Source organism: Desulfoluna butyratoxydans (assembly GCF_900699765.1).
Classification (GTDB): Bacteria; Desulfobacterota; Desulfobacteria; order Desulfobacterales; family Desulfolunaceae; genus Desulfoluna; species Desulfoluna butyratoxydans.
In genome coordinates this window covers 141,669-161,312 of sequence record NZ_CAADHO010000006.1, presented here as the reverse complement: position 1 = coordinate 161,312, position 19,644 = coordinate 141,669, and the positions used below count along the sequence as shown (strand labels likewise).

Here is a 19,644-nt window from a genome sequence, read left to right as displayed (position 1 = left end):
GAGCAAAAAAGGCGTGTCAAGAAAATTTATTCCATCTGTTTCACTTTTTTTAACTCCGAAATACCGGAATTGATTTTTGCTGTATTTTTAAATCTTTGCGAGCGATGCCGATCGGCATATTTCTTGTTTTGTTCAGGAGAAACAGTCAAAAATACCAGCCGCCCCCAAAAACGGGTGGAGATTGTGTCGCGTTAAAAAGCGGGGACCAGGGCTCTCCGGCCAGTGAAGCGGGCACATAAAAAAGGGGACCGGCCTGTTTCGGCCGATCCCCTTTTCCAAACAACAGAGTATGCGGGTGCCCCCCTTAAAGGAGGCACCTTCGTTTTGCTGCTACACCGCAGCCAGCAGGCCGGTGATGCTCTCTTTGGCGTCACCAAAGAGCATGCGGGTGTTCTCTTTAAAAAAGAGGGGGTTTTCCACCCCGGCGTAGCCTGTTGCCATGCTGCGTTTCAGCACCACAACGGTAGCGGCGTTCCACACCTCAAGGACGGGCATGCCTGCGATGGGGCTGTTGGGGTCCTCCAGGGCCGAGGGGTTGACAATGTCGTTGGCCCCGATGACCAGCACGGCATCGGTGTCCCCTAAGTCGTCGTTGATCTCGTCCATCTCCAGAACAATGTCGTAGGGCACGCGGGCTTCGGCCAGAAGCACGTTCATGTGCCCGGGCATGCGCCCTGCCACCGGGTGGATGGCAAAACGGACGTTCACCCCGGCCTTTGTGAGGCGCTCGGTGAGTTCAAAGACCGGGTGCTGGGCCTGGGCCACGGCCATGCCGTAGCCGGGAACGATCACCACATTTTTGGCGTCTTTCAGAAGCTCGGCGGTCTCCTCCAGGCTGGTGGCCACGGCCTCGCCCTGCTGGCCCCCGTCCACCACGGTGCCCCCGGAGGTTCCGAAGCCCCCTAAGATCACGTTGGCCAGACTCCGGTTCATGGCCTTGCACATGATGTAAGAGAGGATGGCCCCGCTGGAGCCCACCAGGGCCCCTGCAATGATGAGCAGGTCATTGCCCAGCATGAACCCGGTGGCGGCGGCTGCCCACCCCGAGTAGGAGTTGAGCATGGAGATGACCACGGGCATGTCCGCCCCGCCGATGGCCATGACCATGTGCCAGCCCAGGCCAAAGGCAATGAAGGTCATGATAAAGAGCCCGAACAGGGGGTACCCCGTGCCTTCGGCCCCAACAAAAAGGACGCCGATGCCCAACGTCACAAGGAGCCCGGCCAGGTTGATGAGGTGCCGGAAGGGCAGAAGCAACGGGCGGCTGCCGATGGTGCCCCGGAGCTTGCCAAAGGCCACCACCGAGCCCGTAAAGGTCACGGCCCCGATAAAGACCCCGAGAAAAACCTCCACCTCATGGATGGTTTTTTCAATGCCCGTGTAATGCATCTCGGGATCCAGATACCCGGCAATACCCACCAACACGGCGGCCATGCCCACAAAGCTGTGGAGAATGGCCACCAGCTCGGGCATCTGGGTCATCTGGACCTTGCGGGAGACCATGACGCCGATGCCGCCGCCGATGCCCATGGTCACGATGATGAGGGCATAGCCCGTCACCTCATGGCCGAGAATGGTGGCCAGAAGGGCGATGGCCATGCCGAGGATGCCGTAGAGGTTGCCCCGCCGGGCCGTCTCCTGGTTGCTCAGGCCCCCCAATGAGAGAATAAAGAGAACGCCTGCCGCAATGTAGGCTGTGGTGATGAGGCCGCTACTCATTGTCGCCTCCTTTCCTGAACATCTTCAGCATGCGCTGGGTCACGAAAAAACCTCCGAACACGTTGATGGTGGCGATAAGAACGGCAAAGGCCGCCAGCCAGGTCTTCAAGCTGAAAAAAGGCCCGGAGATCTGCAGGAGCGCCCCGATGACGATGATGCCGCTGATGGCATTGGTGACGCTCATGAGGGGCGTGTGAAGGGAGGGGGTGACGTTCCAGATCACCATGTACCCCACAAAGCAGGCCAAAACAAATACCGTCATGTGCTGCAGAAACGCCTGGGGCACCACCGTGCCCATCTCATAAAGAAAAAAACCGCCTGCGGCCAGCAGGACAAAGGGCATCACCTGGGGCCACCAGCGCCGCCAGGCCTTCTTCATGGCGTTCGGTTCCGGGGCAGGGGCCTCCGGCTCAGGCGTGGGGGCCTGGGGCGCCGGACCCGAGGCCTTGGGGGCGGGGGGCGGCCACGTGACCTCCCCGTCTTTGGTGACCATCATGCCGCGTACCACCTCGTCCTCCATGTCGAAGGCTGCCTCCCCGCCTTTGTCCGGGGTGAGGTTGTCCAGAAGGTGGGTGAGGTTGGTGGCGTAGAGGCGGCTGGCCTGGTTGGCCAGGCGGCTCACCATGTCCGTATAGCCGATGAGGGTGACCCCCTCCTTCACCACGGCCGCACCGGGTTCGGTGAGCTCGCAGTTGCCCCCCTGTTCGGCGGCCAGATCCACGATGACGCTCCCGGGCTTCATGGAGGCCACCATCTCTTTGGTGATGAGGACCGGGGCTTTTTTCCCGGGGATCATGGCGGTGGTGACGATGATGTCCACCTCCTTTGCCTGCTCGGCAAACAAAGCCATCTCCGCCTCGATAAAGGCCTTGCTCATCTCCTTGGCGTACCCGCCGGTACCGCTGCCCTCCTCGGCCACGTCCAGCAGGAGAAAGGACGCGCCCATGCTCTCCACCTGCTCTTTGACCTCCGGGCGGGTGTCAAAGGCCCGCACCACGGCCCCTAAGCCCCCTGCGGTGCCGATGGCCGAAAGCCCGGCCACCCCGGCCCCGATGACCAGAACCGTTGCCGGAGGCACCTTGCCTGCGGCCGTGACCTGGCCGGTGAAAAAGCGCCCGAAGGCCCCGGCCGCTTCCACCACGGCCCGGTACCCGGCGATGTTGGCCATGGAGCTTAAGGCATCGAGCTTCTGGGCACGGGTGATGCGCGGCACCTGGTCCATGGCAAGGGCGGTGATTCGTCTGGTTTTCAGCAACTCCACCAGTTCGGGGTTCACAGCGGGCTGGACAAAGGCGACCAGGGCGGCCCCCTCTTTCATCTGCTCTGCCTCGGCAAGGGCCGGGGGCCGCACCTTGAGCACCATGTCCGAGGCGGTCCACACCGCCTCTGCGTCGGTTAGTGCCGCACCGGCGGCCTCATAGGCGCCGTCAACGAATCCGGCGGCCTCTCCGGCACCGGATTCCACGGACACGTCGTACCCCAGGCGGATCAGGGTCTTCACGCTCTCCGGCGTGGCTGCCACCCGTTTCTCGTCGTCGTGGGTCTCTCTGGGAATACCAATGTTCACAGGTTATCTCCTCTTTTCCAGGTATAGATAGGGCGTTGATGCCCTCTGAGGACATCTGAGGGGATTACAGATCCGGGCCAGCCGACGGGACGGCATCGTGGAAGGGGTCTTCCGGTAACTCACAGGATATACCGGCGATGGAATCGACCATGGGGCCAGGCAGGGAGCAAACCGCTCAGAACGAACCCGCCGCCACATCATGGCCCGGGTTCACGGTCACAATATGACAACGGATCTTCATTTTTCAATGGTCAGACATTGAGAGCCGTCATTATACATAATGAGAAAACATGAGGAAAGAGGAACCCGTTAGTAAAGAGGTGCTTCGTCAGGGAAAAACGGAAACCCCGTTTCTGTCCACACCCAGGCCGTAGGTTTCTCCCTCCAGAAGGGAGCACCGGGGACCGGCCTCGACCTTGACCCGCTCCCCCGAGGGCAATGTGAACAGGCAACTGCGGCCCGGGCCTCGAAAGCAACTCTTCTCCAGCCGCGCCAACGCCCCGTCACCGGAAGGGGCGATGCGAATCGCCTCGGGCCGCACAAAAACCCGGACCCGCTTAGCAGATTCCATACCCGGCGTGTCCCCCACGGACAAAGCGCCCAGACCAAAATCCAGGGTCCCGTCCGGGGAGAGGGTCCCGGTAAGGAGGCTCCCTTCCCCGATAAACCGGGCCACGTCAAGGTCCTTCGGGGCGTGGTACAGCCCCTCGGGGGTGTCCCACTGGAGAATGGTGCCGCCCATCATCACCCCGATGCGATCGGCCATGGCAAAGGCCTCGTGCTGGTTGTGGGTCACCATGAGGGCGGTGATGCCGAAGCGCTTGAGGATCTCCCGCACCTCGGCCGAGAGGCTCTCCCTTAAGGTGACGTCCAGGTTGGAAAAAGGCTCGTCCATGAGCAGGCACCGGGGCTTGGGGGCGATGGCCCGGGCCAGGGCCACCCGCTGCTGCTGGCCGCCGGAGAGTTCGTGGGGGTAGCGGTTCTCCGCCCCGGCAAGGCCGGTGACCTCAAGGAGTTCGCCGATGGTCTCCCGGCGTTCTGCCCTGCCGGTGCCCTGCATGCCGAAGGCGATGTTTTCCCGGACGGTGAGATGGGGAAACAGGGCATAATCCTGAAACACCATGCCGATCTTCCGATCTTCGGCGGCAAGGCCTTTGCCCTCGTCCCACAAGGGTCGGCCGCCCAGGTAGACGGCCCCGTCGTCCGGTTCTTCAAACCCGGCGATCATGCGGAGCAAGGTGGTCTTGCCACAGCCGCTGGGCCCCAGAAGGGCCCCGAGCTCGCCCCGGCCAAGGGAAAAACCGACCTTGCGGGCCACACAGGTCTCCCCGAAGTGTTTTGTGACTGCGCTAACATCCAGATACATCATGTTTTCCCCTTTTCCTTTTGCCACACCAGCAGCCCCACGGGAATGAGCCCCGCCACCACCAGCGCCACGGCGGGAATCGCCGCCCTCTCCCACTCCCCTTCGGAGGTGAGTTCAAAAATCTTCACGGCCAGGGTGTCCCAGCCAAAGGGCCGGGTCATCAGGGTCAGGGGCATCTCTTTCATGACATCCACAAACACCAGGATCGCCCCGGTCACCATGCCGCCCCGAATCAGGGGCAGGTGCACCTGCCGCACCAGGGAGATGCCGCTCACCCCCAGGGTCCTGGCCGCCTCATCCATGGACAGGGAGACCCTGCCCAGGCTGCCGGACACCGCACTGAACCCCACGGAGAGAAACCGCACCATGTAAGCCACGGGCATCATCCACACCGTCCCTTGAAAAAGAGGGCCGGAGAGCCCTGCGCCAAACATGGCAAAGGCCCCGGCCACCATCTGGTCCATCCCCCCAAGGACCCGCACCATGCCCACGGCAAGGACGGTGCCGGGCAGGGCGTAACCCAACAGGGAGAGCCGGGTAAGGACGGCAGGCAGGCGTCCCCTGGCCCTTCGCCCGGCAAAGGCAATGGACAGGGCCGCCGCCAGGGTGAATAGGGCCCCGGCCCCGGAGAGAATGAGGGAGTTGGCAAACAGCCTTCCGTAACCCAGGTGCAGCTCTTCCTGCCACGCCTCGCCCACCCAGACGAGCAGCTGGGCCATGGGCACCACAAAGGCCACGGCAAAGAGCCCGCCCAGAAACAAGAGGGCCCCGGCCGCCTGCCTCCCGGTCAGGGGCATGCGCCTGGCGCGACGCCCGTCACGGCCCCGCACATAACGCATGCGCCGCCTGCTCCAGCTTTCGGCGGTGAGTACCAGAAGGGCCAGCATCACGAGAATGGAGGCGAGCTGGGAGGCGGTGTCGATGGAGAAAAAACCGAACCACGCCTTGTAGATAGCCGTGGTAAAGGTGTCGTAGTTGAACACGGACACCGCCCCGAAGTCCGCCAGGGTCTCCATGAGCACCAGAATGAGCCCGGCCAGGATAAAGGGCCGTGCCATGGGAAGCAGCACCCGGAAAAAGAGGCGCCACCGGCCCAGCCCCATGCAGCGCGAGGCCTCCAGCACCCGCTCCCCCTGGGAAGCGAATCCCCCGGCGGCCAGTAGAAACACATACGGATACAGGGCCAGGGACAACACGAGGATGACCCCGCCCGTGGACCGGATGGGCGGCAGCAAAGGTGCCACGGCAGGCAGGTGCTGCCGCAGGAAGGTGGCCACCGGTCCCGAAAAATCGAGAAGGCCGGTGTAGACAAAGGCCATTACATAGGTAGGAACAGCAAGGGGCAACAGCAGGGCCCAGGAGAAAAAGCGCCGCCCCGGAAACTCGCACAGGGCCGTCAGGTACGCGGCCGACACCCCGAAAAAACCGGTCAAGGCCAACACCCCGGCGGAGAGTACCGCGGTGTTGACCAAGAGCCCGGACAACAGGTTCTCCCTGAGGTGCCCCCAAATCTCCCGGGTGTCCGCGCTTACCGAGGCCATCACCAGCACAATGGGCAGCAGCACCACCAGGGCCACCACAGCCATGGGCACAAGGGAGGGCTCCGCTTGGCCACGCCATCGGAACGCTCCGGCAAACCGTTCAGCTGCCATTTTTGACTCACACCATTCCATACAACTCCCTGCACCACGTTACCCATCACACGACGTCACTGCTCAGCTTGAAAAGCAAGCCTCCGACGGCCAGGGGCTTTTTAGCCTAAGTGGCTTCGCCACCCCTGGCCCCCAGGTTGCGAAAGCCCTCCCCCCTTCGTTCCTCAGGGGAAGTGCTTCCGCAAAGATTTTCGTGAAATTGAGCAAAAACCTGTTTGTCAAGCTTTTCAAAAACTTGGCCGCCGACAGGGCCGCCGGAGGCTTTTTTTACTCGCCTTATTTGTAACCTGCGCGATCCATGAGTTTGATGGCGTCGGCCTGGAGTTCACCGGCTTTTTCAAGGCCGAGATCCGAGCCCTTGAAGTCACCCCAGGCTGCCACGGCCCCATGGGGCTTCACGGCGGGGTTCACGGGGTACTCCATGTTGGCGTCGGCAAAGAGGTTCTGGGCTTCGGGGCCGGAGAGCCACTCCAGAAAGGCCTTGGCCGCCTCGGGGTGGCTGGCGTGCTTGGTCACACCGGCGCCGGAAACGTTGACATGGACGCCCCCTGCCTTCTGGTTGGGCCAGAAAATGGCCAGGGGAAGGCCGGGGTTCTTCTTCTGGAGACGGCCAAAGTAGTAGGTGTTGACCACAGCCACGTCCCCCTGCCCTGCCATAATGGCCTCAAGGGCCTTGGTGTCGCTGGAGAAGGGCGGCGCAGCCAGGTTGCTCACCCACCCTTCCACCAGGGCCTGGGTGTCTGCTTCGCCGTGCTCGGCCATGAGCATGGCCACCAGGGACTGGTTGTAGACCTTCTTGGAGGTGCGGAGGATCAGGCGGCCTTTCCAGGCGGGATCGGCCAGGTTCTCATAGGTGGACAGCTCGGAAGGGGTGACCCGCTCAGTGCTGTAAACGATGGTGCGGGCCCGCTTGGAGAGGCCGAACCACCGATTCTGAGGGTCCCGCAGATTGGCCGGGACATTGGCCGCCAGCACCTCGGATGAGACAGGCTGCAACACCCCCTCGTTGGCCGCATGCCAGAGGTTGCCCGCGTCCACGGTCATGAGGATGTCGGCAGGGGTCCGGCTCCCTTCGGACTTGAGGCGCTCCAGCAGCACCGGGGCCTTGCCGGTGACGTAGCGGACGGTGACACCGGTCTTCTTTTCATAGGCGTCGAACAGGGGCTTGATCAGGTGCTCCTTGCGGGCCGAGTAGACCACGAGTTCCTGGGAAAAGGCCTGGGACAGGCCGGTAAACGTCACCATGGCGGCGCACAGGGCGCTGAGTATAATCTTCATCGTTGCTCCATATTTTTTTTGTAACCATTCCGTTGCCTCCGGCGGCCAGCTATTTGAAAAGCATGGCCCCGGCAGGATACCCTCCGGGCCGCTGCACGTTCCGCAGCGAGGAACTATTTACCCCGAAGCATTTTTTGAATCAAGCACATTTTTTGGAGCAACAAACTTTCTTTCGATATCAACACACCACAGAACCCTTGCCCTCCATGGCGTTGACCGCCCTTCAGCACCCCACAAAAAAAAATCCCGCCGGACGCATCATGCATCCGGCGGGATAAACAGCTCCACAGCCGCGGAAAATCTCTCCCGTGGCCTCACTATGTTCGTGGCTTTTTCGTTACCCTTCGCCCAGTGCTCTGGCCATCCAGGCTCTCTTCTCGGCCTCGGGAAGGAAGCTCGCCTCAAAGCTGTTGGCGGCCAGGCGGCGGGCCTGGGCCTCGGTCATGTTCAGGTCCTGCGCCAGCCCCTGGAAGTTGGCGTTCATGTAGCCGCCGAAGTAGGCCGGGTCGTCGGAGTTCACCGTGACACAGGCGCCCTGGTCCAGCATGGCCAGGATGTTGTGGTCGGCAAGGGTCTCAAAGACCTTGAGCTTGACGTTGGAGAAGGGGCAGACCGTCAGGGGCATGCGCTCGCTGATGAGGCGGGCCATCAGGGCCGGATCTTCAACGGCCCGCACCCCGTGGTCGATGCGTGCCACCTTCAACAGGTCCAGGGCCTGATAGATGTACGCAGGGGGGCCCTCTTCCCCGGCATGGGCCACGGGGATGAACCCTTCCTGACGGGCCTTTTCAAAGACCCGTTCAAACATCTCCGGGGGAAACCCCGCCTCCGAGGAGTCGAGGCCCACGCCGATGATACGGTCCTTGTGGGGAAGTGCCGCTTCAAGGGTCTCAAAGGCGCTCTCTTCGGGCAGGTGCCGCAGAAACGACATGATAAGATGGCTGGTAATCCCCAGTTTTTCCCGGGCGTCTTCAAGGGCTTTGTCGATGCCCTCAAGCACGGTGTCAAAGGCGATACCCCGCTCCGTGTGGGTCTGGGGATCAAAAAAGATCTCGGTATGGACCACGTTGTCCTCTTTGCAGCGCTCGAGGTAGGCCCAGGTAAGGTCGTAAAAGTCCCGGGCGGTCTGGAGCACACCGGCCCCGGCGTAGTAGATATCGAGAAAACTCTGGAGGTTGGTAAACTGATAGGCCTGTCGAATCGCCTCGGTGTCTTTGTAAGGCAGCGCAATGCCGTTTCGCTCGGCAAGGACGACCATCAGCTCCGGCTCAAGGGTGCCTTCTATATGGAGGTGCAACTCGGCCTTGGGCAGGTTGCGAATAAATGAGATGTCCATGGGAATCTCCCGGAAGGATTGTTTTGGATTGTGGCATAACGTCAGGGAAACCGGGCGGGTCGTGGGCCGGGTTCGCGCCTTTGCGTCCGGCGGGGCGTCCCGGCCCCTGCTGGCTTTTCTGCCATGGTATCCCGCCTGGCCCGAAAAGGAAATGTTGAACCTGGCCACGGCAGGGGATCATCCGCCCCTTTGCCGCCCCGGCATCCCCATTTTTGCCTCCGGCGGCCCTGCCGACATCCCCACGGCCCCTTGCCACCGGCTTCCCCATACGATATAAGACGTCAGGAATACAGCTCAATGGAAGCAGCCCGAAACGAATAACGGCAAACGGTACTCAGACCTCAATTTACCGGCGCCCTTACCCGGATATTTCACGAGTCGAGTGCACCCATATTCAAAGCATCAGAGCCGCAGGTGTCGTTGTTTACCTCAACGCTCTGATAGCGCAGAAGAGGGAGACTCTCGGCTCGCCCGAAGGGTGAGAAATTCGATCAGAAAACGCTGAAATAATGGATTATTAATCTAACCTGATCGTTTTCCCATGAACTATTCGGGCTTACGCCCTCATCGCCCACAGGATACAGCCATGAAACGAATCGCCCTCCTCCTTGCCGCCCTCATGTTTTCCACCGGATGTGCCATGCTCCAGCCGGATCAAACCGTGGTCCTGAGCCCCCGGCTCACAGAACTCGACCACGACAGCTTTGCCATTCTCCCCTTTGTGGACGAGCGGTCGGGCCGGAAGGACAACTTCGGGTTTGACGTCTCGGACGTGGTGACCGACGCCTTTGAAACCGCCTTCATGAAATCCGGCTACAAAATCGTCGAACGAAGCAGCGTGGAAAAAATCCTGGGCGAGATGAAGTTCTCCTACATGGGCCACGTGGACGAGACCCAGCTCAAGGAGATCGGAAAAATGACCAACGCCAACGTTGTCATCCTGGGCATGGTTCGCGATTTCAAAAAAGCGAAATACGAGCGGGTAAAGGGAAAGATGAAAACGGTCTCCTGCACCACCTTGAGCTATTCGGTCAAAGCCGTGCATATCGAAACAGGGGAGGTCCTCTGGAAGGGGGCCATCACCCGCAGTTCGGGCATGAAGGGCGACATGTTTTCCCCCTGCGACTGCAACGGCGTCCGCTTTGCCGACCGCACCTCCAAAAGCCTGGTGAAAAAGATCCTCTCCAGCACCGACTCTGCCCTGAAGACCACGAGCGAAGAGTACGACATGTTTCCGTCCCTGTAACAGCCCCCCGCCGCGGGGGCCGGTGCAGCCCCCGCCAGCCGGATCAGCACCTCATGGTGCTGCGGGCTGTTGCGCCCTGTGAGACGCGCTTTTCGCCTTGACACCGGGCCGTGCCCCTCCTAATCTAATACATTAAAAACATGAGACAATCGCAAAATGAGACCGCGACATCCCGTTGAGCCCCATCGCATCCCCCTGCCCAAGGAGGCCCCATGATCCAGCTGGTTGCCAATCTTTTAAAACTGTTGAACTCCGAGGCGGAACCGGCCCAGATCAGCCTGGCCATCTGCCTTTCCATGGTGCTGGGCTTCACCCCGCTCTTCTCCCTGCACAACCTTGTCATCCTCTTTGCCGTGTGCGTCATCCGGGTCAACCTCTCGGCCTTTCTCCTGGGATGGGGGGTCTTTTCCGGCATGGCCTGGCTCCTGGATCCCCTCTTCCACGGCCTCGGCAAGCAGGTCCTCACCCTGCCGGCCCTAAACGGCACCTGGACGGCCCTGTACAACATCTCCCTGTTTCGCCTGGCGCGATTCAACAACACCGTGGTCATGGGCAGCCTCATCACCTCCCTGGCCCTTTTTGTGCCCCTTTTTCTCGTGTTGAACCGGCTCATCCTCGCCTACCGGGACCATCTTCTGGCCTGGGTCGATAAGAGCCGCGTCATGCAGTTCTTCAAGGCATCCAAAATTTACGCCGCTTACAAGGCCCTGGCCTGACCCCAAGGAGGTTTCCCATGAAAAAATGGATTCGCATCAAGGGTGTGGCCGCCTTTGCCGTGATCACCGCGGCCCTGGTCCTCTTTTTCGTTCTCTTTGCCGACGCCCTCGTCAAAAAGGCCATCGAAACCACGGGCACCCTCATTGTGGGGGCCCGGGTGGAACTGGCCGACGCCGACCTCAGCCTTTTCCCTGCGGGGCTTGACCTCAAGGGCCTTGCCGTCACCAACCCCGACGCCCCCATGCGAAACGCGGTGGAAGCACGGCACATCGTCCTCACGGTGTCCACCGCCCCCCTCTTCTTCCGTAAGTGCATTGTCCCGACCATGGCGGCCACGGGCATCCGCTTCGACACCGAGCGGAGTTACTCCGGGGCCGTGATCAAAAGAAAAGAGGCCGCCCCTGAAAAAACCGAGGAGAAAACGTCCACCCTCTCCCTGCCTTCCCTGGATATAAAGGACCCGAAAAAGATCCTGGAGCAGGAGACCCTGGCCAGCGTGGAAGAGGCCGAAAAGATAAGGGAGGACATCAAAAAGCTGAAAGGCGAATTCAAACAGCGCATCGCCGACCTGCCCGATGAAGAGGACTTCAAGGCCTACGAAAAACGCATCGAGGAGCTCACCAGCGGCAAATCCGACTGGACAGCCCTCCTCACCAAGGCCGCAGACATTCAAAAAATCGCCGATGAGGTGGAGGCCGATATCCAGGCCATCAAGTCAGTCAAAAAAGACCTGGAAAACGAAATCGCAGGCCTTGAAAAACGGATAAAAAACCTGCCCAAGCTGGCCCGTGCGGACTACACCCGCCTCAAAGAGACCTACGGACCTTCGGCCGTGGGCGCCGGGAACATCACCGGCCTGCTTTTCGGGGATGCATACAAAGGCAAGGTGGAAACCGCGATCCGATGGTACCAAAAGCTCCAGCCCATGCTGGAAAAGGATCCGTCGGATGAAGAGGGAAAACCACAAGAAAAGGGTATGGACAAAGGGGAAGCGCCCAGGCGCATCCGGGGCAAAGGCGTGGACATCGCCTTTGCGGAGAAGCGCCCCCTGCCGGAATTTCTCATCTCACGGGGCGCCCTTGAGGTGGAAATCCCTGCCGGCATCCTGTCGGGCACCGTGGAAAACGTCACCGCCCAGCAGCCCCTGGTGGGCAAGCCCATGGCCCTGACGCTGGCGGGACGTGATCTCAAAGGGATCGAGGCCGTTGACCTCACCGCCACCATGGATCGCGTCAGCCCGCAGACCGCCGGGGACCGGTTCGTTTTCTCCGGCAGCGGCATCGGAATCCGCCCGGTGGGGTCCGCAGACACCATCCGCATGGAAGGGGCCTCGGCCTCGGTCACGGGCCATGCGGACATCACCGGGGGCGAGGCCCTGGACGCTGCCGTCTCCGCACAGATGACCCAGGTGCGTTTTGCCGACCCCACCGACCCCGGTGCCCTCCAGCAGGCCCTGGGCCGGACCCTCAAGGGTGTGACGGAATTCTCGGTTCAGGGCAGCGCCACGGGCCCCCTGGACAACTACGACCTGAACGTCACCTCAAATCTGGACACCATCATGAAACAGGCCTTCCAAAACGCCACCAAGGAACTCACCGCGGACTTTGATAAGGAGCTCCAGGCCGCCATCAGCGAAAAAACAGGGGGGGCTTTCTCCGCGGCAGACACCGGCCTGGGCGGCATCACAGCCCTGGATGACGACCTCGCAAAAAAAATCGAAGAGGGCAAAGGGCTTCTCTAACCAAATGGCGCCCCATGCATTCAAGATCAGAGGAAACGTTCTATGGCTGAAGTGGGGCAGGAAGAGCCTGTCTTCGGCGGCCAGGGGGAGATCCCCTGACTCCCAGGTTGCGGCGTTTCTCTGATGGCTGTTTGTTCAACTTTTCAGGTAACGATTCAGATCAAAAAAGCCTCCGGCGGCCCTGCCGGGGGCCAAGCGTTTAAAACGTTTGACAAACAGGTCTCAAGTAATCATTCATAGGCTCCGCCGAAACAATTCCGACATTTTCTTAGAAACGTTTTTTGCGGAGCTTTTTTTCAAAAAAGCGACCCGCCGGAGGCATAAGCTGGATGGCTGCAATCAGAGAAGGTTTCGCAGGATCAGTGCCAGGCCCCCGAAGCTGACAAGCACCAGAAGAGCCGGGCGCAAAAAGGCGCGATCCAGAAAGCGGGCAAAGGGCCCGGCCAGGAGACTGCCGGTGAGGATCCCGGGAAGGAGCGAAAAGCCGAGGAGGGCGTGGAGCCCACCGAAGCGCCCCGACAAATAGAGGGCGGTGATGGAGGCAAAGCTCCCGCACATGAAGGTGATCCCAAGGTTGGCCCGGATCTGGACACCGACCTCGTTCTGGAGAAGAAGAATCAGCGGCGGGCCGGGCACACCGGCCACCGTGGACATCATGCCGGCAACAGCACCACCGCCCACAAGGGTGTTGCGCCCCACGGTCACGCGAACCCCCACGGCACTCATGGCAACGGCAAAGAGAATGGTAAACCCGATGGCCAGCTCGACCCCCGGCCCTTTCAGGTTTTTCAACACAAAATAGGCGGCCACAGATCCCATGACGATGCCGGGCAGGATGGCCCTCAACCAGTCCGGGCGGAGCCCCCGTCGGTTCCTGACCACCATAACGCTGTTTTGAAACATACTGGCAAGAAGAAAGGAGCCCGGCGCAAAAACCGGGTCAATGAGGGTGAGCAGGGGCACGCACAGAAGTCCCATGCCGAACCCGGTGCCGCTTTGGATAAAGGCCCCGAAGGTCGCGGCCACATTGGCGGCCAGGATTTGCCAGAGTTCAGGCTGTTCAAACACGTACCGAGTCTCCTTCATGCGCCCGCCACCGCGCCATGGACACAAAATAAAAGCCCACAGGCACCGACGGAACAGCTTACGCGGGCATGAAACGGTGTCCCAACGCCTTCCGAAGGCCATCGTCATGATCCCAGACAAAAAGGAAAAAAATCTACCATCCGGTTCTTCTGGCTGTCAACATTTCATAACCTATTTTATGTAATAACAGAGGCCAACGAAGGGCCCCACCCCTTCAATACCCAGCCGCCAAAGTCGGCGTAAGGCAAAGACGCTGCCCGCAATCAAAACCTTTTTTCCCTTGGCCGGTGTCTGTGGTACACAACAGCGACGGGACATGACCGAGGCCTCTGTCTTTTTTGAGGCCGCCTTACCGGCATACATGCCTCGCGCCCGGCACCCAACGCTGACCACTCACCCCCGGAGGGCCCATGACCACCCCAGAGATTGTCGCATCCGCCTATGACCAGGCCCTGCTCACCCGCCAGGTGGGAGACCTCCTGGACCGCCACCTGCCCAAGGCTCCGAGCGCCGGCGAGGAGGTCCTCATCAAACCCAACCTCCTGCTGGCAGCCCCGCCGGACAAGGCCATCCTCACCCACCCCCTGGTGGTGCGGGCCACGGCCGCATGGGTACTGGACCGCGGGGCAAGGCCCCTCATCGCGGACAGCCCCGCCGTGGGGAGCGTGGCAAAAATCTGGAGAATGGGAGGATTCGAGGACGCCCTTAAGGGAATGGACGTTGAAGTGCGGGGATTCGAGACGGCAGCGCCGGTGGATATCGGGGCACCCTTCGGCACCATCGGGCTGGCCCAAGAGGCCCTGGAGACCTCCATGGTCATCAACCTGCCCAAGTTCAAGACCCATGCCATGATGACCTTGACCCTGGGGGTTAAAAACCTCTTCGGGTGCGTGGTGGGATTTGAAAAACCCAGATGGCACGCACGGGCCGGGATCCAGAGAGAACAGTTCGCAAAACTCCTGGTGGGCATCGCCGAAGCGGTTCGGCCCACGGTCACCCTGGTGGACGCTGTCACGGGCCTGGAAGGCCAGGGCCCCGGCAAGAGCGGCACCCCAAGGCCCATGGGCTTTCTCGTGGCCGGGTCACACGTTCACGAGGTGGATGCCACCTGCGCCCACATGGCAGGCCTTGCCCCTGAGACACTGCCCACCCTGGCCGCGGCCCTGGCTTCAGGGCTCTTAACGGACATGCCGCCTCTGCCTGTGCCCGAGGCCGTCTTCAAGGACTTCAAGCTCCCGACCCAGAGCCCGGTGACCTTCGGCCCGTCGTTTCTCAAGCACCTGATCCGGAAACACATGGTCCAGCGCCCCGTGGTGAACCCGGCCGCCTGCCAGAAGTGCAACCACTGCCTGTCCTACTGCCCGGTGGACGCCATCTCCGAGACCCCCGAGGCCGTGGCCTTCGACCTTGAAACGTGCATCCGGTGCTACTGCTGCGTGGAGGTCTGCCCCCACGCGGCCCTGGAAGCCGTTGACACCCGCCTCGGGACATGGCTCCAGAAGGGCAAACGGCTTGTGGATCGGGTACTTTAAAAAACGGAACTATTCTGAACCCAAAACAGCCTTCTACGGCTAAAGAGGGTAAAAAAACAAGCCTCCGGCGGCAAGGTGGGGGCACCTTGAAACCCTATGGCGAATGCATGGAGGTCGCTGTTATACGAATGCTCACAAGGCATTCGCGTGATGTACGCCATGGGGCAACCGCTTATGCTGAAGAGGCCTATTTCATTCTTCAGGAATCACGATGAAGGGCTTTTGCAATTCGCTTGACTTTAACCGGAATAACTCCGGCGGCAAAGTGGGGGCGCTTTGAAACCCTATGGCGAATGCACGACGGCAGACATCATGCAACCGCTTTCGGGGCATTCGCGTGGTGTGTGACATGCGGCAGTCGTATTTGCAAGAGAGGCCCATTTCATTTTTCTGGAAACACAATAAAGGGCACTTGGCACGAGCTTGACGTTAGCCGAAAGAACTCCGGTGGCCCTGGTGGGGGGCATACGTTTCATCCGCCTTCGCCAAGGGCTGCGGCGGGACACGAACGTTTGCCAAACAGGCCTTGCGAAGGCCTCAGAATGGCCGAACATTATCGGCAAACCGACTGCTTTTCACCGTATCGGCCATACATCGTCTTCTGCCGCCCAGACCTGTTGGGTCTGAGCAGAAGAAGACGATCCAACTGGGACGGTTTTGCGGAGCTTTTTTTAAAAAGCGACCCGCCCGAAGCAAGCCGAATAGCAACAGAAAAACCAACCAAAAGGTTCCCCATGAAAAACATCTTCTCAGCCGCCCTGGCCCTGTCCATTGCCCTTTTAGCGGGTTCCCTGGCCTGGCTGGCGTACAGCATCCAGGGCGTCGCCCGGGAAGTGCCCGGTGTGTTGACCCGGGTCGACGACATCGTGGCCACCATCCCTTTGATCACCGAAGAGATCCCCCCCATTGTGGCAGAGGTGGGAAAGGTCAGGGAGACCGTGCCCCCCATCCTCACGGAAGTGGGCAAAATCCGGGAGACCATTCCGCCGATTCTCTCCGAGGTGGAGCAGCTCCGTGAGGCGCTGCCCTCCATCCTGGCCAGGGTTGATGCCATCCAGGCCCAGGTCGCAGAGCTGGAAAAGCAGCTCCCCCTCATCTACGAAACCGTGAACACCGTCACCGATCAGATGGATGAGGTCCTGCCACGGGTCGACAAAGCCCTTGAGGAGGCCGAGGCCGTTCGCAAGGACATCCCGGGAATCCTCACCCGGGTGGAGGCCATTGTGGCCGAAGCCCAGACCATCGTCGGCAGGGCTTCCCAGGATGCCGTCACCGGTGTCTTCAAAGGGGTCATCACCTCTCCGTACAGGCTCCTCAAAGATGCGGGCAAAAGCATCTCCGGCTCCCTGTTTTCCGCCAGTGGGATCACCCCGGAGGACGAGGAAAAAGTGGTGGAAGCCGCCACCGACCTGCTCCAAAACCTGGAGCGTCAATCGGTTAAGTGGTCCAACCGCAAATCAAAGAACAGCGGCAAGGTCTCTTTGGTCCGGGCCTTTAAAGAAGACGGGACCTCCTGTGTCGACCTTCGGTTTGACCTCAAGCCCAGGTCCGGCAAAAAAGAGACAAACATCCGAACGATCTGCTTAGACTCCGACGGGCACTGGCAGGTAAAAGAGGATGGCAAAAAGTAAGGGCAACGAATCAGGTGCCTCCGTCGGATCGCCGAAGTGTTTTTAAGGGCCATGCCAAGAATAAAATACACATGACGAATTTGAGATGCAGCATCGTTATGTATTATTATTTTGGGGCATAGCCCTAAGCTGAATTGTTACCCAGCGAATACCGTCCACCGTTAGCCCACTGAAGCAGACGGGTTTTCTCCCTGGACCACCGGCTCCATCCCTTCATCCAGGTATTTTTGGGCGAGATCGATGTAGATCTGTTTGCCGAAGTCCCAGAGGGCCTTGTCATCGGCCGACACCTTGCGGATCACCTTTGCCGGGTTCCCTGCGGCAACCACATGGTCCGGGATGCACTGGTTGGCCTTGACGATGCCCCCTTCGGCAACGATGGCACCCGTGCCCACGTCCGAAAGAATGCTCAGCACAGCCCCCATGCCGATGACGGCTCCGTCCCCTATGGCCTTGCCGTGAATCACTGCGTTGTGGCCCAGGGTCACGCGAATCCCAATGCGGTTGACCGCACCGGGGGGAGCGTGAATAATCACCCCCTCTTCCACGGCAGTGCCGTCTCCGATCTCAATCCTGCCGTAATCCCCCCTGACAATGGCCCCGTGACCGATGTAGCAATTGTCGCCGATCACCACGTCACCGATGACGCTGGCCAGCTCGCTGACGTAGGTGTTTTTTCCCACGGAGGGCTGTTTTCCGTCGAATTTGTAGAGCATTGGGACTCCTTACATTTTAAAGACTCAATTGGGTTGCCGTCTGCTGCCTTCATGCTGCCACACGCATGGAATCCAGGCAGGTGAAAAGGTGTCGCCCTTGCCACCTGCAGGATCAAAGAAACATAGTTCTTTCCTCAGATCAACAAAAAGCATGCAATGATACATGAACCTGTCCCTTGCTGCATACTCACACCGGGCCCTGTTTCTGGCCCACGATCAGGAGCCTGCTCGACACCGCCATGACCCCGGGATCCTCCGACACGGCCTGAAAGATGTTGGACACCTGATTAAACAGGGTGTCATCGTCCAGGATGGCCACCTGCTCCCGGGAGGGAGGCACATCGAAAAACGGGGTAATGGCCGCGGTCCGGCAGGCATCGAACCCCTCATCGGCAAAGAGGGAGACAAGCTCATCCGGGCTGAAGCAATGGTGAGTCAACCCGGAATCTGCCACCACACGTCCAGTGTTCAAGGCATTGAACATTTGAGTCATGTTCTTTTTCCGGGCCATGTCCAGGGCCGTTCGGTGACGGTTCATGGCATCGCACACCACATGCCCCCCCGGCCTGACGATCCTGAACATCTCCCCTGCGGCCTTTACGGGGTCGCTACACAGGGACAGGGGCATGCCCAGGGCAAGGACCAGGTCGTAGCCGTTGTCCGGCAAGGCGCTCATGTCGCAGAGGTCCCGGACGTGATATCCGAGCACAAGCCCGCCCAGCCCCTGGCGCGTGACATGGGTTTCGGCGTGCTGGATCATCTCGGCTGAAAAATCCAGGAGCTCCATCCGGTACCCCATGGGGGCCAGGTGATAGACCCACCGCCCTGTGCCGCACCCCGCCTCCAGAATGAGGCTGCCCTCCTTTGGGGGCAGTACCGGTTCGATATACCGCCAGCAGCTTGTCTCATAGAGGTCCGTCATACGCCGATGTTGCTGCCTCCGCTCATCCGAGGCAAAAAAACCGGCCTTCTCATCCCAGTACTCTCTTGGCGTTTTTGATTTGATGGCTGTCACGGTCGTCCTCCTTCATTTTTTATGCAGGGACAGGCTCTTTTGATGCCCCTGCCTGTTCATGCGCACCAGGCGCTCAATGAGTCCACGAGGCCCCCCACCTTGTGCTCGACAACGGCCAGATCGGCGGCATTGGGCCGGTCCTCGATGTTGCCCAGGCGGCCGCTCAGGTTGATCTCCTTGTTGTGGTGGTGCCTTCCCACCACAAGCCACTGGTCCAGGGCGGCGTAACCCAGGTGCTCAAGAAAGGAGTTAAGCCACATGGTCATGGGCAGGGCCTCCTTCTCACCGATATGGGGCCCGGCAAAGGTCCCGAAGCTGACACCGAATTTCCCGGGCAACAGGGGAGACGAAGGCTTGACCACGCCTTGCCTGGCATAGGCCTTCATTTTTCGTTTCACAAAATCCATCAGGGGTTTTGTGGGCAACCAGTCAATGACAGGGGACCCGATAAAGACCAGGTCGTAATCAAACACGTCGATATCAAGGTCTTTGTCCACCTTGACCAGGTCAGTGGCCATGGCACGGGCCCCGAGGGCCTTTTCAATGGTCTCGGCAACGAGGGCGGTGTTGCCCCCCATGGAATCATAGAGGATAAGGGATTTCATCAGTAGTGCCTCCTTTGCATCGTAACCAAGCGACAACAGCACGCTCACCCCGAAAGGTTTACGGCCGACTCTTTACGCCCTTTGCACGTTGCAACCCATGTGCCACAGCAAATGAACAAAAGGGGACAGGTTCTTGTATCCTCTCGATCCAAACCGACTAGACGTCGGCGACCGCGCCTAAAAGCACATCGCATAAACCATGTGATAAAAGCACATTGAACGACACCACTGAATAGTTATGAGGTTATTTGTCGAAGGATTCTTTAGGGGACAGGTTTAAAATGATACGGGACAGAACGTTGCAAGGAAGAATCATTTCTATGGAAAGGGTGCTGAGAACGGCATAGGTTTACGTTAACTTTCATCACGCGTTTCGTTAACCCACCACAAGCAACCGTTAACCTGATTTCACCAAAGCGACCAAAACAAATGGAATT

The 19,644-nt window shown here is 60.1% G+C and carries 16 protein-coding genes; 6 read left to right on the top strand and 10 right to left on the bottom strand.

Annotation, left to right across the window (positions count from 1 at the left end; genetic code table 11):
* Positions 1–330: 330 nt before the first annotated feature.
* The 6 genes from pntB to MSL71_RS16700 all read right to left on the bottom strand — a co-directional run bounded on the left by pntB (position 331) and on the right by MSL71_RS16700 (position 8,918).
* On the bottom strand, positions 331–1,719 hold the full coding sequence (gene pntB, locus MSL71_RS16725; RefSeq protein ID WP_180142514.1) for a Re/Si-specific NAD(P)(+) transhydrogenase subunit beta: 1,389 nt from the start codon (positions 1,717–1,719) through the stop codon (positions 331–333).
* The gene (locus MSL71_RS16720) at positions 1,712–3,286 is read right to left on the bottom strand and encodes a Re/Si-specific NAD(P)(+) transhydrogenase subunit alpha (RefSeq protein WP_180142511.1); all 1,575 of its coding nucleotides are present in this window, start codon (positions 3,284–3,286) and stop codon (positions 1,712–1,714) included. The genes pntB and MSL71_RS16720 overlap by 8 nt, the downstream gene beginning before the upstream one ends.
* A 328-nt stretch (positions 3,287–3,614) precedes the next feature.
* Positions 3,615–4,655: an ABC transporter ATP-binding protein gene (locus tag MSL71_RS16715; RefSeq protein ID WP_180142509.1), complete on the bottom strand. Its 1,041-nt coding sequence runs from the start codon at positions 4,653–4,655 to the stop codon at positions 3,615–3,617.
* Complete coding sequence (locus MSL71_RS16710; RefSeq protein WP_218951059.1) at positions 4,652–6,304, bottom strand: ABC transporter permease; 1,653 nt, start codon at positions 6,302–6,304, stop codon at positions 4,652–4,654. The genes MSL71_RS16715 and MSL71_RS16710 overlap by 4 nt, the downstream gene beginning before the upstream one ends.
* 276 nt (positions 6,305–6,580) lie before the next feature.
* Entirely contained in the window at positions 6,581–7,582 is a 1,002-nt protein-coding gene (locus tag MSL71_RS16705; protein ID WP_180142507.1) for a Fe(3+) ABC transporter substrate-binding protein, read from the bottom strand.
* A 337-nt stretch (positions 7,583–7,919) separates the two neighbouring features.
* Positions 7,920–8,918: an adenosine deaminase gene (locus MSL71_RS16700; protein WP_180142505.1), complete on the bottom strand. Its 999-nt coding sequence runs from the start codon at positions 8,916–8,918 to the stop codon at positions 7,920–7,922.
* Between MSL71_RS16700 and MSL71_RS16695 the strand changes: the two genes are divergently transcribed.
* The 4 genes from MSL71_RS16695 to MSL71_RS16680 all read left to right on the top strand — a co-directional run bounded on the left by MSL71_RS16695 (position 8,917) and on the right by MSL71_RS16680 (position 12,622).
* Entirely contained in the window at positions 8,917–9,195 is a 279-nt protein-coding gene (locus MSL71_RS16695; protein WP_180142503.1) for a hypothetical protein, read from the top strand. The genes MSL71_RS16700 and MSL71_RS16695 overlap by 2 nt on opposite strands.
* Before the next feature lie 309 nt (positions 9,196–9,504).
* Positions 9,505–10,164, top strand: a complete 660-nt coding sequence (locus MSL71_RS16690) for a CsgG/HfaB family protein (RefSeq protein WP_180142501.1) — start codon at positions 9,505–9,507, stop codon at positions 10,162–10,164.
* Between the two features lie 212 nt (positions 10,165–10,376).
* Positions 10,377–10,880 (top strand): TIGR03546 family protein, encoded by a 504-nt coding sequence (locus tag MSL71_RS16685; protein WP_180142499.1) that lies wholly within the window; start codon positions 10,377–10,379, stop codon positions 10,878–10,880.
* A gap of 17 nt (positions 10,881–10,897) precedes the next feature.
* A complete protein-coding gene (locus MSL71_RS16680) occupies positions 10,898–12,622 on the top strand; it encodes a TIGR03545 family protein (RefSeq protein WP_180142497.1) in 1,725 nt (574 codons plus the stop codon).
* A 339-nt stretch (positions 12,623–12,961) separates the two neighbouring features.
* On the opposite strand, the gene MSL71_RS16675 is transcribed toward MSL71_RS16680, so the two are convergent.
* Complete coding sequence (locus MSL71_RS16675; protein WP_180142496.1) at positions 12,962–13,690, bottom strand: sulfite exporter TauE/SafE family protein; 729 nt, start codon at positions 13,688–13,690, stop codon at positions 12,962–12,964.
* Between the two features lie 428 nt (positions 13,691–14,118).
* On the opposite strand from MSL71_RS16675, the gene MSL71_RS16670 reads away from it, so the two are divergent.
* Both MSL71_RS16670 and MSL71_RS16665 read left to right on the top strand, forming a co-directional pair.
* Positions 14,119–15,240, top strand: coding sequence for a DUF362 domain-containing protein (locus MSL71_RS16670; RefSeq protein WP_180142494.1), 1,122 nt, complete (start codon positions 14,119–14,121; stop codon positions 15,238–15,240).
* 734 nt (positions 15,241–15,974) lie between these two features.
* Positions 15,975–16,871 carry a hypothetical protein gene (locus MSL71_RS16665; protein WP_180142492.1) on the top strand — a complete coding sequence of 299 codons (897 nt, stop codon included), beginning with the start codon at positions 15,975–15,977 and terminating at the stop codon, positions 16,869–16,871.
* Between the two features lie 161 nt (positions 16,872–17,032).
* On the opposite strand, the gene MSL71_RS16660 is transcribed toward MSL71_RS16665, so the two are convergent.
* The 3 genes from MSL71_RS16660 to MSL71_RS16650 form a co-directional block, all read right to left on the bottom strand.
* Entirely contained in the window at positions 17,033–17,587 is a 555-nt protein-coding gene (locus tag MSL71_RS16660; RefSeq protein WP_180142490.1) for a gamma carbonic anhydrase family protein, read from the bottom strand.
* 187 nt (positions 17,588–17,774) lie between these two features.
* Positions 17,775–18,602: a class I SAM-dependent methyltransferase gene (locus MSL71_RS16655; protein ID WP_180142488.1), complete on the bottom strand. Its 828-nt coding sequence runs from the start codon at positions 18,600–18,602 to the stop codon at positions 17,775–17,777.
* Between the two features lie 56 nt (positions 18,603–18,658).
* On the bottom strand, positions 18,659–19,207 hold the full coding sequence (locus tag MSL71_RS16650; protein ID WP_180142486.1) for a flavodoxin family protein: 549 nt from the start codon (positions 19,205–19,207) through the stop codon (positions 18,659–18,661).
* Positions 19,208–19,644: the final 437 nt, after the last annotated feature.